The sequence below is a fragment of the Mycetocola sp. Y444 genome, assembly GCF_059445295.1.
In genome coordinates this window covers 66,604-80,913 of sequence record NZ_JCAIUB010000001.1, presented here as the reverse complement: position 1 = coordinate 80,913, position 14,310 = coordinate 66,604, and the positions used below count along the sequence as shown (strand labels likewise).

8 protein-coding genes are annotated in these 14,310 nt (G+C 66.1%); all 8 read right to left on the bottom strand.

The features are described from left to right. Positions 1–394 precede the first annotated feature (394 nt). Positions 395–1,894, bottom strand: a complete 1,500-nt coding sequence (locus tag AC1C2M_RS00325; RefSeq protein WP_495434889.1) for a zinc ribbon domain-containing protein — start codon at positions 1,892–1,894, stop codon at positions 395–397. 163 nt (positions 1,895–2,057) lie between these two features. Beyond that, on the bottom strand, positions 2,058–2,696 hold the full coding sequence (locus AC1C2M_RS00320) for a spermidine/putrescine ABC transporter substrate-binding protein (protein ID WP_483404888.1): 639 nt from the start codon (positions 2,694–2,696) through the stop codon (positions 2,058–2,060). An 18-nt stretch (positions 2,697–2,714) separates the two neighbouring features. Then, a complete protein-coding gene (locus AC1C2M_RS00315; RefSeq protein ID WP_495434888.1) occupies positions 2,715–3,251 on the bottom strand; it encodes a DUF6121 family protein in 537 nt (178 codons plus the stop codon). A 6-nt stretch (positions 3,252–3,257) separates the two neighbouring features. Next, positions 3,258–3,989: an FHA domain-containing protein gene (locus tag AC1C2M_RS00310; RefSeq protein WP_495434887.1), complete on the bottom strand. Its 732-nt coding sequence runs from the start codon at positions 3,987–3,989 to the stop codon at positions 3,258–3,260. After that, complete coding sequence (locus tag AC1C2M_RS00305) at positions 3,986–6,589, bottom strand: transglutaminase TgpA family protein (RefSeq protein WP_495434886.1); 2,604 nt, start codon at positions 6,587–6,589, stop codon at positions 3,986–3,988. Before AC1C2M_RS00305 ends, AC1C2M_RS00310 begins: the two co-directional genes overlap by 4 nt. Then, complete coding sequence (locus tag AC1C2M_RS00300) at positions 6,586–7,953, bottom strand: DUF58 domain-containing protein (protein WP_495434885.1); 1,368 nt, start codon at positions 7,951–7,953, stop codon at positions 6,586–6,588. The genes AC1C2M_RS00305 and AC1C2M_RS00300 overlap by 4 nt, the downstream gene beginning before the upstream one ends. A gap of 14 nt (positions 7,954–7,967) precedes the next feature. Continuing rightward, on the bottom strand, positions 7,968–8,936 hold the full coding sequence (locus AC1C2M_RS00295) for an AAA family ATPase (protein ID WP_483404893.1): 969 nt from the start codon (positions 8,934–8,936) through the stop codon (positions 7,968–7,970). 23 nt (positions 8,937–8,959) lie between these two features. Next, entirely contained in the window at positions 8,960–14,194 is a 5,235-nt protein-coding gene (locus AC1C2M_RS00290; protein WP_495434884.1) for an Ig-like domain-containing protein, read from the bottom strand. Positions 14,195–14,310 lie beyond the last annotated feature (116 nt).

The following is a 14,310-nucleotide window of genomic DNA, read 5'->3' as shown; positions in this document are numbered from 1 at the left end:
TCCTTGTTTGTGCTGCACGGTGACAGCGGCAATGTTGCTAGCATTCGCGCGAGGCGAGTTCAATGGACCCACCGGCAGCGCAGAGGAGCGCTGCTTTTGGTGTGGTGGGTATGCCGTGGGAGCCGGCGCTTATGGCAATCCGACCCAGTGTGTGAGAGTTGCCTGACCTCAAGCGGACCGTTTCGGGCTCGAGTTAAGAGCGCGACAAAGCGCACACCCCTAAATACTACCCGGGGGTAGCTCCCCGGTCAAGCGAACGGCCTCCCCCACCGGGGCCTCGAGCGCGCCGGCGGCGCGCCACGCACGAACCGGCCACGGCCACAGTTCGGCAACTGTGGTCGTGGCCGGTTCGGGGGCGCAGCGGGCTGCGCGGGATGCACTCAGGCAGGCAGATCTAGGGCACGTAGACGAATGTGGGTCCGTCCTCGCCGAACGCCTCGACGTAGCCGTCGACGTCGAAGGGGAAGGTCTCGGTTGCGATCCGCCCGGTTGCTCCGGACAACGGGTCCCTCGCGTCAGCGCCGGCCTGGGCACTGCCGTCGGTGTCGGTGGAGACAGGCCAGGTGCCATCGGCGAATTCTCCAATGGAGAACGCTGGCCTGGTCACCGTCCACGTGAAGTTCGAGAGTTCGTATCCCTCCGAATTCGTCGCCCAGAACGGGCAGCCGGCCGGGGCAAGCTCCTTCGAGGCGACGCATGCGTCAAGCCACGCGTTGACAGCGTCCGTGGCTGCTGTCGTCCCCTCTTCGGTCAGCGCGATCTCGAGCGTCGGCGCCTCGGCGGCGTCTGCTTCAACGCCGAACCCGACGACGGATGCCTGCAGGTCCTCAGCGCTGTACCAGGCGTTGTCTCCGCCCAGAGCGACCGGGTACGTGCCGGGGAGTGCGCGAAGGGTGTAGACACCGTCGTCCTTTTTCAGTTCGGAGACGTCGACCCCTGCGACCTCGACGACCGCGTCGTCCGGTGCGTTGATACCGACCGCGATGCTCGAGAGCGGCGGGGACTCGAGCTGCCAGTTGTCGAAGAAAACGGCGTCCTTGCCCTGCTTGACCAGCGTGAATTCCTGGTCGTATTTCTCACCCGCCTGGGTGATGCTCGCCGTCACAGTGGCGGTGTCGCCCTCGACAGCGACCTCGCCAAGCGTGTACCTGGTGATGCGGTCGTCGGCTTCGGCGTACGCCTTCTTGGTGAGCAGAAGATCGGTCTTCTCGACCTTGGTGTCTGACACCTCGAACGCACCAGCCACGTCCCCCTTCTTGAGCGCGTCGAGGTAGGCCTTTACCTCGAGTTCGGGTGCGTGGGCCGATGCCCCGACATTGAATGCCACGATGCCGCCGACCCCGAGGAGGACGACAGCCGTGCCTCCCGCGATCCACGGCACGAGGCTCTTCTTTTTCCTCGGAACCGCTGGATTTGACGGGGCGCCGGCGGGGTATGCAGCGGTCGGGGGCTGTGGGGGGTACCCCGCTCCGCCGGCTGGCTGACCGATCGGGCCACCAGTGATCGGTGCCTGCTGAGGGTAGGCCGCCGGGCCTCGGTCATCGATGCGCGGCGTGGGCTGGCCCTGCTGGCCAAACTGCGGAGAGGCTGGCTGCGGAGCTGGCTGCTGCGGAGAGGCAGGCTGCGGAGCTGGCTGCTGCACCGGCAGTGCGGGAGCGGCCGGGGTCGAGAACTGCTGCGAGAACTGCTGCGGGGGCTGCTGGGCCGGGTAAGGCTGCTGCTGCCCTGCGTGCGGCGGGTACGGCGACTGCTGTCCTGCGTGCGGCTCGGTCGGCTGCTCCCCCTGGGGCTGGGCTGGCTGCTGACCGGGCTGCGGAGCCTGCGGCTGTCCCCACGGGTTCGGCTCAGCGGGCTGGCCCCACGGATTCTGCTGTCCTGTGTTGTCGTTTGTCATGTCTCCCCGATTGATGGCGTGCGACTGCAGCGCAAGCCTATCGACGGGGCGTGCTCGGTACGTTGGGCACAAGTCCCCATCTTCAGGGGGGTCACGCACAGAGTTCGCGGGGCGGATGCCACGGGAGCGTTGAGAGAACCGCAACGGCGCGCGTCCGGCCGTGTCACCAGGAGGGCGGCGAGTCCAACTCGAGCGTCAGGTCGGCGAGGAGAGCCTCGATCTGGGGCTCGACATAGAGCGCGACAGCCGCCAGAATCCGCTCGCGATGGGGCTCGATCGCCAGACAGACGAGCTTGCCGGCGTGGATCGCACACTCGTCTGCGAGCCGGATTTCTGTGCGAAGCGCAGCCTTCTCTTCCTCAGACAGGGGCGCGGGGAGCGCTTCAGGTTCCGGCACTTCCTGCCCGGCGAGACCAGCGAGGGTGAATAGGTATGGCTCCCCCGGTACCGGGTCGGGGTCGACGGGAAGGCCGTCGTACTCCGGCTCGAGTCCGCGGTCCGGCCGGTACGACCGCGCCTTGCTCTCTTCAGCGGCCTTCAGTTCCCGCTGGAGGAGCGGGAGATTACGCTCCGTGTACTCATCGACGACCTCGTCGACGATGGCCTTGATCCTGGTCGACAGGCCGTGCTGGACGGTGTGCGGCACGTCACGGTCGAGCCCGACGGCCGCCATGACCGGAGAGCCGAAGCAGCGACGGCACAGTCGTGTCCGCCCGCGGTGGGTCGACGGTCGCCATCGTGGCAGCCACTCGAGCCACGCGTCGACCGCCTGACTCACCCTCGTGTCGAGCGACCGATCCATGATTCAGAGGTTACCGCCCTACTTCTCCCACGGCCACAGGGGGCGCGCCGGATGAGCACCACCGGCAGCCAGGATGAGGGCAAAGGCGACGTAGACGACAGCCGCGAGGACGCCGACCGCCACTCCGTAAAGCCGCAGGATCGCATCCGCAGCAAACAGCATCCCGGCGAACAGCTGATCGGCCGCTGCCGCGTAGAGTATCGAGCCAACGAGCACGTATGCCGCCCAGGCAAAGATCCCGGTCGAGACGGCGCGCCCCAGCGGAACCCGCACAGGGTCACCGAGTGACGCTTCGGCCGAGCGCCGCACAGCGGCCTCGTACTGCCGGGCAGCACCGAGAAGGGCGACGAGGACAACAGCGACGGCCGCCGCGGTCGCCGCAGGCCCGACCAGGGGTCCGGCGTCGGGCCTGGCGACGACCTCGGTGTCAGTCAGCAGGCTGATGAATCCGAAAGCGCAGACGACGAGCGCGAAGTACGTGAACGTTGCGAAGACGGACAATACGTACGAATACGGCGTCGGTCTGCTGTCTTCGGGTGGCTCTGGAACTGACATCACCGGTCAGCCCAGTCTCACCCGGACCCGGTACTCGCCGAACCTGATGTCGACGCCGGGCGCCAGTGGAGTGGGAACCTCCGGAATGCACGGAGTGAGGCTGCCGTCCGCCGCGACGAGGAATGTCCCGTTTGTTGAGTTCAGGTCGACGACCCAGGCACCGTCCGCTGAGAGCCCGAGCGCCGCGTGCGTCTTCGACACGCTTCGCTCGACGTCGTGGAGCCGGGCGAGGACGCTTGCCGGGTACCCAGCCTGGTGCAGCGGATCACGGCCAACGACGAGGCCACCGGCGAGCGGAAGGACTGTACCGTCGGGGAGCACCAGACTCGGGGAAGTTCCAGGTTCTTCGTCGTGGTTGGGTCCGGAAGCGGCAGCCTGCGGGGTCGGTGCTGGAGGGAACTCCGGCTTGGCGACGGGAACGACGGCCGGGAAGTCGGAGGACGGCACTGTGTCAGGGTCGAAGTTCATGCCGGGGGGCATGCCGATCTTGAACTTGGCCGGCTCAGGTTCTGCCCCAGCGCTCGCACCGGGGGCGACGTTCCTGGCGTCGGGCGCTGGCACTGTCGGCACCACTGGCACGGGCACCCCGGGCGCGGGCACCCCGGGCGCGGGAGGCGCCTGAGGCGCGACAGGGATACCGGCTTCGGACACGGGAGGGGCGTCGATCGGCGGAAGAGGAGGCCTCGGCGGAATGGGATTGCCGTTCCACCGGTCGGGGAGTTCCGAACCGTTCGTCATTTCTGGTTCTCCCCCTTCGCGCGTCTGCCCGGCCTGCCCTGAACTGCCGCCGGTCGCACTGAGCCCGTTTTCCTCGAACTCACGCGGAACCTGCTGAGTTGACGGCGCCACCAGCCTACAGCGGCAGCGGCGGCGAGCGACGACTGGCCAGACGCCTGCCACAGTTCGTCCACATGCTCGTCGGTCGCGTCAACTCCCGCGAAGACGGCCTCGTCGGCGCCGTCCGCGAGACGGGTCAGAACGCTGCCAGCATCCTCACCCTGGCTCGCCGCGACATCCGTAGCGTCGCCCTGGGTCGTGGTCGCAGAAGCGACCTGTGCGGTCAGGTCCCTGGCAAGCATGCCGCGGGTCCCCACGGCCGGAACGCTGAAGCCAAGTTCAGTGAAGCTGTCGAGTGCTTCGTCCCACGCGCCCGCAGCACGCGCGTCGGCTGTCGCGGCCTCACGCCGCCTCTTCCTGCGCTTCGATTTGATCAGGGCGATCAGAAGGAGGGGAACCAGGTAGAGCACGAGCGGGATGCCGACGATCCACAGGATGGCGACGAGCCAGCCGGGAAGCTCGAACGCGTCATCGTCCTTCTTCTCGTCGTCGCTGTCGTTGATGTCGACGTTGGTGAGGAGGTCCTCGGCCTGCTTCTCGGCCCGGGGCGGTTGCCGCACCTGCGGCTGCGGTTCGGTCTTGGGCTTGGGGTTCTGGTCCTGTGGGATTTCCTTCTCGTCCGGTGTCGGCTGGAATGAGATCCAGCCAACGCCCTCGAACGGCACCTCAACCCACGCCGTGATGTCTTCACCGGTGATCGTGACCTCGGCACCATCCTCGACGTTCTCGGGCGCGAAGCCCATCACCACGCGCGCGGGATAGCCGAGCGACCGCGCCATGAGCGCGAATGCCGCCGCGAACTGTTCCTCGTCGCCGATCATCTGGTTGCGGGTGAACAGCTCCTCGATGCGGTCAGCACCGTGCCCAGCGCGGGAGGGGACGGCGTCGGATGCCAGGCCGTGGCTGAGGAACCCGTTGACCTTGAGCTGGCGCTCAACCTCGCGCAGCTGGCCGATCGGGCCCGTCGCCGTTCCGACGTACTCCGCCGCCTTCGCTGCAACGACGTCGGGGACGCGGTCGACCGCCGGCAGTGTGACGTTCGCGGTCGGCACGTTTTCCAGCGCCTCGTCTGAGTAGGCATCCTGAATGTCGGCGTCGAAGCTGTAGCTGTAGCCCTTGTCGACCCCCGAGGTCAGCACCGTCGTGGCGGTGGAGGCGTTGTAGCGGAGATCCTGTGTCTTGTCTTCAGGCTCGGTCGGGAGCGTCAGCCGGGTGGGGTATCCCACCATCGGCAGCCAGACTCCGGAGTAGGCCTCGACCGACACCGTGACCGTTCGCGAGGACTCCGAGACGAGCAGGGGCGCCTCGGGCATGCTCTCGCCGACCAGACTGAACGAGCCGGAGCCGCCGGTCTGGGCTTCGGGACCGGCCACGTCCCAGAGCCTGCCGTCGTAGGTGTCCATGACGGCGAGACGGACCTTGTCCGCGGCAGTGAGCCCCGCGACCTTGAGCAGCTCGGACTCGCCGAGGTCCTTCGTGTACTTGCGGAATCCGGCCAGCGGGCTCGGGTAATCCTGCGGGTCGAACGGCGGCACGACCTTCTCGCGCAGCACGAACCGCGCTTCGGGAGCGGGAACGAGCGCCGATCCGGCGAGGCCGGTGACGAGTGTCGCTGCGACGACGATGATCGCCGTGCCAATGAGCTTGTTCTTGTTCAGTCCCTTGCGTTCGGAGAGGCTTGCGTTGTTTGCTGCGCCCTTTCGCCAGCCGAGCCAGACGAGGGCGATCACGGCGAACGCGATGCCGCGAACGTTCGCGAGGAACGGCGTCTGGGTGCCGATGAGCGTGCCCATGACGTACAGCACGATCGGGCCGATCAGGAGGACGGCGAGCCTGCCGGGACTGCGGTCGTGCCGCGGCATCCACCGCAGCACGAGCACGGCGGACACCAGTCCGACGAGCCAGCCCGCGACATAGGGCAGAACTGTGATGTAGTCGGGTGCGCCGACGGGTGCGGCGAGGGTGACGATGTCAGCCCAGCCGAAGACGGCGCCGAGCGCGAGCCCGCGGAGCGTTGTGAGGGTGGGGATCACGCCGAACAACGCGTATCCCGGCATCGCGAGGGCACTGCCGAGGACGAAGTAGGCGACGATGGCGGCGAGTGCCGTGACGAAGGCGTTGAGCCGGAATCGGTGGGCGAGGTAGCCGGCGCCCGTTCCGACCAGCACACCGCCGAAGCCGGCGAGGAGATAACCGGGTTCACCGAACGCCGGGGCGAATCCCCAGATGCCGATCAGTGACAGCACGGTGACGACGGCCAGGTCGCGCCACGTCGCATTCGTCACGGTTCCCCGGGGAAGCGGTGGACGGGGGGCACGAGGTGCCCTGGGTTCGCGGGGAGCTGTCGCGGCCTTGCCAGCCTTGGGCGTTTTGCCTGGCTTGGGCGTTTTGCCTGGCTTGGACGCCTTGGGCGCCTTGGCGGGCCTGCCACCCGTGTCTCCGGCAGGAGCAGGCGGCGGCGTCACCGGCCGGGACGTCCTGTCGTCGATGGGCTCGCTCATACTGCCCTCGCCATCACTCGGGGCAGGTCGGAGAGCGCGCCGATGGTAACGATCGCGAGGCCCGCGACATCCTGGATCCTTGCCCGTGCGCCGGTTTCAATCCGAAGCGCCAGAACGTTGGTCTCGCCGCCGAACAGTCGCTGGATCGCACGATAGTCAGTCGCGTCCATGAGCGACCCGGCGACGATGACGACGACGCTCGGTGGTGGGAGCCGCTTGGTCGCTTCCCTGGCGAAGTCCCTCGCGGATGCCGTCGAACCGGCGATCGACTCGATCCGGCACGTGTCGTCGAGCAGCGACGTCACGGAGTGCGTCTTCAGAATCCGGTCTTCCGTCACAACGCTGATCTGCGTGCCGTCGCGGATCACCTGTGAGCCAATGGATGCCGTCACCGACACCGCGAGTTCGAACTCGTCGTCGCTCGCGTAATAGCGCGTGTCACTCGACGTGATGATGGTCAGCTGGCTGCGCCGCGATTCTTCGAATTGCCGCACCATGAGTTGCCCGGTGCGCGCAGACGTGCGCCAGTGCACGTAGCGGACGTCGTCACCGGTGACGTACGCGCGCAGGGCGTGGAACGAGATGTCGTTGTTGGTGATCTTCCTGGTGACCTGACCTTCGAGGTCACGGACCAGTCCGGCGGCCGTCGGGTGCAGCCGGGTCGTGACCGGGTGCACGAACAGCTCGATCTGCTCGGTCCACCGAACCGCCCGGCGGAAAAGTCCGAGTTGGTCGCCGCGCACCGAGATCGCGGGACCGGCGAGAATCACGGCGCGGCGGTTCGTCGGCACCGCGAAGAGTTCCTCGGTGTCCTCGCCGGGCTGGAGACCGCCGATGGCGAATTCGGCGAGTCCCTCCCCCACCGGCACTTCGAGCGTCGTCGCGGTCGACGGACGTTTGCCAACGTTGGTCACGAGCACACGGCCGATGGCACGGTCACCAACGGTCACGCGGCGCGGGTTCAGTTCGATGTCAATGGAGTAGCTGGATTGCCCAATGAGGAAGAACAGGGCGACGACAACGGCGACCAGAAGGGTGAGTCCGATGAACGTCAGCTCCGGCCAGCCGAGCAGGATTCCCGCGACGAGTGCAGCGACACCAGAGACGAGCACGAGCGCGCCGAGGCCCGAGATCACCGCGAGGTACGGTGCGATCAGCCGCCAGCTCGCGCGCCCGAGTCGCACGATCGAACGCCCAACGGCGCCGGCGCCCGCTCGGAAGGATGCCGCGACCGGTGCGAGGGCGCTGAGCCGTTTCTTCTTCTGCGGAGGCAGCACGAATTCCGGGGTCGCCTCGACACCGGCCACGTCAGGTGCCGGTGCGTGTGCCGGTGCGACCGGAGGTGCGTCGAGGCTCGTCGTCATGGGGAGAAGTGCGCCTACGCTGCGCGGTAGGCGGGAACAGGCAGGTCGACGAGGATGCCGGAGACGATGTCCTCGGCCTTCACGCCGGCGAACTCGCTCTCGGCATCGACGATGAGGCGGTGCGCGAGCACAGGCACCGCGAGCGTGTGAACGTCGTCTGGTGTTGCGTACATGCGACCGTGCGCGAGCGCCCAGGTCTTGATCATGCGGGCGAGCGCGAGTCCTCCGCGCATGCTTGAGCCGAGTGCCACGTCCTTGTGCGACCGCGTCGCGTGGACGATGTCTGTGACATATTCCATCACCGAACGGTCGACATGCACTTCGGATGCCAGCTGCGCCATCGCGATCAGTGACGGCGCACCGATGATCGGGGCTATCGACGATGAGCGCGATCGGTTGGCAGAGTCGAGCAGGAGGTTCACCGCGGTGTCACGGTCCGGGTAGCCGAGCGAGGTTTTAACGAGGAACCGGTCGAGCTGTGCCTCGGGCAGCTTGTAGGTTCCTGCCTGCTCCACCGGGTTCTGGGTAGCGATCACCATGAAGGGCTTGCCGACGGGGTAGCTCTCACCGTCGACGGTGACAACGCCCTCCTCCATGACCTCGAGCAGTGCCGACTGGGTCTTCGGGGACGCGCGGTTGATCTCGTCGGCGAGGACGACCGAGGCGAAGATCGGGCCCTTGTGGAACTCGAACTTGTTGGATGCCTGGTTGTAGATGGTGACGCCGGTGACGTCCGACGGGAGCAGGTCAGGGGTGAACTGGATACGAGAGTTCGTGCCCTCGAGGGTGTTCGCCAACGCCTTCGCGAGCACAGTCTTTCCCGTGCCGGGGAAGTCCTCGAGCAGCACGTGTCCACCGCTCAGCATCGAGGCGATGACCAGCTTGATCGTCTCCTCCTTGCCGAGAATCGCCTGCCCCACGTTGTCGACGAGGGAGTCAAAGGCGCCCTGGAACCATACGGCCTGTTCTGAAGTGACACTCACTGTTTCTGCTTTCCTGTCTGTGCTCACGGACGGAAGTCCACGTAGCCCGATTCTTTGTCCCCGACCTTGACCTTGGTGTCCTCGAAGCCCGAGTAACACAACTGCGGCGCCTCGTCGAAGCCACCGTTACCGTTCGTGGTCAACTCGTAAGTCCGGAAATAGCTGCCGCCCGCGTAACAGCTCCAGCTGTACGTGGTATTCGGTGCCCAGTTCCTCATGGTGATGTGATAGAAGAACTTGCCACCGCCCGCGGACGGACCCTTCTTGAGCGAGAGGGTGCGCTTGTCCTCCGGCTCCGCTGGTGGTGGTGGCGGGGGCGGTGGTGGCGGATCGGAAACGAGAACAGCACCCGACTCCGCCCATGGGCCACACTCGAACTGACCGCAGGCCTGAACTTCTACCGAGTAGTCACCCGCACCGACGCCAGTGATTGACGCGGACCTCGACGTGGTCGAACCGGCCGCCCCGTTTGAGAATCTCCAGTTGTAGCCCGTGATACTGCCGCCGTCATCGTCCGGCACACCCCAGTTCGCCCTCAGGGAGGTCGTCGCTGGCTCGCCGCTCGGATTGCTGATCGTCACATTGGTCGGAGCCGTCGGTGTGCCGTACGAGGTCGCCGATCGCGTCGGTGATGCCGCACTCTCCCCGACCTTATTGGTCGCGCGCACGCTGAATTCGTATGGCGTCCCGTTCTCACCCGCGAAGCTGAGCCGAGCGCCGGCCTTTCCCCTCTGGACAACGGAGCCGCCGCCGCCGGTGCGCGTGACCGTGTACGACGTGATCTCCGCACCGTTGTTCGAGGGCGATGGCTCAATCGTCACGGTGATTTTCCTGGGGCTCGCCGCGAGCGTCGGCGCGGCTGGCGCGTCCGGCGCGCTCGTGACTATGACGTCTGCGCGCCCCTGGGCCTGTCTCGAGGCATCCTTCGTCGCATCCTGGATCGTGTAGATCACGCTGATCTGCTGGCTCTTCTCCGGACCGGGCGTGATGATCAGGTTGGAGCCAGAGATGGTCACTGTCGCGTTGCCTGAGTTGAGCTGCGTCGACGTGATGGTGAGCGCCTGGTCCGGGAACGGGTTGTAGTCGTTGGCCAGGACGTTGAGGGTGACAGCCTTGCTGCTGCGTCCGTTCGGTTCGGAGTCGTCGACCGTGGACGGCATTGGTCGACTCGAGGCCACGACCCGGACGTTCATCGAGCCATCGATGACGAACTCGCGGTATTTCACCTGGAACGTCAGGGTGGTGGCCGTTCCAGTGGGCGTGCCGAACGGTGCGGACACGGTGACGGTGGAACCGCTCAGTGACGCCTGGATTCCGCCAGCAGCGCCCCCGAGGCCTGAGTACGTCAGGGCAGCGAGAACCTCAGGATTCTGGTGGAAGCTCGCCGCGCGGAGATCGAAGGTCTCCGGTTCGCCGTTGGCTTCGATCGTCATGTCTGGCGGGGTGAATGTGGGCGGCTCGTCCTTCATCTCGGGGTCGCCAACGACGATGGGGAGAACCAGCGTCGCGACGCCGGTCGACGAGCCGTCCGTGGCCTCGAATGTGATGTTCGCGGGCCCGCGGTAGTCGAGCGCCGGGGTGAAGGTCAGGGTCTGGTCGTCAACGAAGTTCGGGGCGCCGTTGCTCTTCGCGCTCGAGACCGCTTTCGCTCCCGTGATGCGGATCTTCTTGCCGGTGGGCGACTCAGCGATGTCGCTGAGCTTCCAGGTGCGGGTCGCGTTCTTGTCGACGTACTGGGTCGGGAGATCCTTCATCCGTGGCGGCAGGCCGTCGGAGAACGGAGGCACAACGATGAACGCGGCGGAGCTGAGGGCGTCGACGGTGTTCGTCAGGCGGTAGGTGATCGCCATCCGGTTGTCGACAAGGGTGACGCGAACCATCCCGTCGCCGAGGTTCTCCGCGTTTGCAGCGTTCGGTCCCTCGAGTGACACCTCGAGGTCTTCGGTGCGACCGCCGGAGTTGTTGGCGTTCTTCAGCACATCGATATCGACGGTCTTCTGACCGACGACGTCGGCCGCCTCAACGATGTGGTCGATGAGCGTCGGCGGTTCGATCGTGGCATCCTTCGTCACCCGCACCTGAACGAACGCCGTATCGAACCCTCCGTTGTTGTTGGTGATCTCGTAACGGATGGAGAGCGTCGTCTCCTCCTCCGGTGCCTCGATCTCGACGAACTGCTTCTTCGACACGGTCGCGGTCACGCCCTCGGGGACCTCTTTGAGCTTCTTGACCACTTCGATCTCGTACCCGTTGGGGTCCGAGTCATTGGCGAGCACCGGAACGGTCGCGACCCGGCCCGGCTGCACCTCGATGGTGTCGTCGACGGCGATGGGCGGAGAGTCCTGCACAGGCCGCTGGATGACGCCGATGCGCACCGTCCCGATCGCGGTCGCCCCGTAGGTGTCCTTGAGCGTATAGGAGAAGACGTCGGTGCCGCTCGAGCCTGGCGCTGCGGTGTAGACGAACGTCGTGCTGGTGGAGTCGGTCACACTTCCGAGCGCTGGCGAACTGGCCAGCCCGTCGAAGACGAGCGAGTCACCATTCGGGTCGAGTCCATCCAGCGGGACGTTGACCTCGACGGACGAGTCGGCAAAGACCCGGGCGGTCAGTGTCTTGGGCGCTGGTGAGTCATTGTCGTCCTTGTTCTCAGCGACGACATTGAAGGTGACCCTCGCGACCGCGTGCTGCTTGAAGGCATCCGTCACCGTGTACACCGCCGAGTACACACCGGGCTCGCGCGGGGCCTGGTAGCGCACGTTGCCGTCGGCGACAAAGGCGAGGCCGGCCGTTGCGGGCTCGACGAGGTCGGGAGCGAGCGTCATCACCGCGTTGTCGGGGTGAACGTCGTTGTCGAGCACGGGAACGCTCGCGATGTCACCGGCGCGGACCGTGACCGTGTCATCGGCGGCGATCGGCGCCTGGTGTTTCGTCAGGGGCGGGACGGGCACGACCGACACCGTCGTTGATGCCTCGTGAGTCCCGTCGGACAACGTGTAGCTGAACTGCAGCTGGTCGGTGACGGCGCTCGACGAGGTCACCCGGATCACCGAGGAGTTGAGCACCTCGATGGAGAGCACCCGCGACTCGTCGGGAATATCGAGTGAACGGATGGCGAGAACATTGCCGCTCGGCGATACGTCGTTGGTCAGCACGTTGAGGGACGTGGGCTCGTTGGGGCGAAGGTAGCCCGTGTCGTGTACCGCGATCGGCTTCTGCACCTCGGTGGGTGCGTCCCGGACATCGACGCGGAGCATACCGATGCTCGTCGCAGCGCCGGCACCGAGCGTGTACTGAACGTAGTAGACACCGGCGTTGCCCGCCGCGAGTTGCATCGAGTTGGAGTCGGGCTTGACGGTGACGGTCAACCCGCCGCTCTGTGCCTCAGCACCGAGGAGAGCGAGCTGGGAGCCGTTCGTCGAGAGGTCGTTGTCGAGCGGGTACGCCTCGACCGGTTCGCCGACGAAGGTCTGCACGTGGTCGGGCGTGCCGATCGGCCCGAGGGTGCCCGCCGGTTTCACGTCGACGGTGAAGGTTCCGGATGCCGTCTCATAGCCGTCAGAGACGACGTAGACGATGTCTCGCGGGCCCTCCTGCGCTGAGGTGTGGGTGACGGTGACGAAGCCCTCGTGCGAGAACCGAACGAGATCACCGTTGTTGGACACCGCTGACTGGAGGAAGATGTCGTCGCCGTCCGGGTCGCGCCAGTCGATGAGCGGGTTGTACGAGATGGACTGCCCGACCTCGACGCTTACCGCCCCCTTGCGCTGTTCGACGGGAGGCGAGTTGGTCTCCATCGGCATGATGGTGACACTGACCGTTGCTTCGGCGACGCCGCCGGTGCGGCCGTCAGACACCGAATAGCGGAACGAGATCGTGCCAGCGGACTGCTCGGCGTTGGGGGTGAACTGAAGTGCGCGACCGCCGTCGATGAACTCGACGAGCCCTGACTCCGGTGCGAGCCCCTGGAGATTTGCGCCGATGGTCAGGACATCGCCGTCGGGGTCGGTGTCGTTGTCCAGTACGGGGAGGATCGTGCTCTTGCCAGGACGCGCACCGAGGACGTCATCCCGCGCGATCGGTGGGCGGTTCTGCTCGGTCCGGTCGGCGAGAGTGTCTTCGAACGACTGGGTGGATGCCTTCTCGTCGCCCTCCTCGCCGTCGTCCTCCTGTGGCGGGGTGACCTCTTCCCAGTTCTTCACGAGCCGCATGTTGGCGTCGACGAGCCAGACATCGCCGGTCTGCAGATTGTTCAGGGCGACGACGTTCTTGTTCACCCGGAACTCGAGGGTCGCGCCCTCGGCGAGCGGCTCGATCGCCTGACGGGAGGGTGAGGCGTCTCCACACACCGCGACGTACTTGCTCGCGCCAGACCACGCGCCGTGCGCGCAGCCGTTGAGGTTGACCGGCGAGGAGATCTCATTGGCCTTCTTCACCGGGTTGGTGATCTCGGCCTTGATGGTCTGCGGCTTGTCGTTGTTGAGGCGCACACGGAGCAGGGACGATCCGGTCGCGACGATGACCTCACCGCCGGTCGCGCTCACCTGCTGCAGCTTGACGCCCTTGTCGGGAAGCGAAATGGAGCTGTCGGCATCCGTCAGTATTCGGTTCTTGTCACGATCGAGGATGACGGCCTGCTCGCCGGCAGCGGTCAGGAGGTAGTCGTCGAGCTTCGGCAGCGCGGTGACCGTCGGCTCCCCCCCGCCCTTGGAGTACGTGTAGAGCTTCTTCTTCTCGGGCGACACGGCGAAAACCGTGCCTTCGCTCGACACGACCGACTTTGCGTTCTTGCCGAGCTTGGCGATCGGCTTGGTGTCGACGGTCGAGAACCGCAGTTCGCCCGCCGTGTTCGTGACCCACAGCTCACCGGACTTCGGGTCGACGATGGAGAGTTTCGTGTCACCGAGGGACAGCTCGGCCCCCGGCGGCATATCCGCGCGCTGGACGAGGGTGGTGAAGGCGGAGTCAATGCGCTCGACGGTGGAGCCCGAGCGGTCGTGAAGCAGAACGTTCTCGCCGTTCTGGAGCACGTCGATGTCGTTGGAAACAGTGGCGACCGAGGCGTTGAGCTCTTCAATCTGACGGTTGAGCCGACCGGCCATGAGCTCGGTGCCGTTGGTCACCCAGACATCCCGTGCACTCAGATCGACGTCGGTGACCGGGAATCCCTCGTGCAGGACGGCGACGGTGACCGGGACGGCAACAAGGACGGAGAGTGCGACGACGGAGGCCGTGACCTTCCGCCCCTTGAGCCACTTCAACAAGCTCTCGTCCCCCCAGATTTGACACAGTCGAGCGGCTCCTCGCCGACGCGAAGAAATCGTCGTGCTGAGAAAACTCACGCAACGCTAACACGCAGCGTGAGCGCTCCGATCAT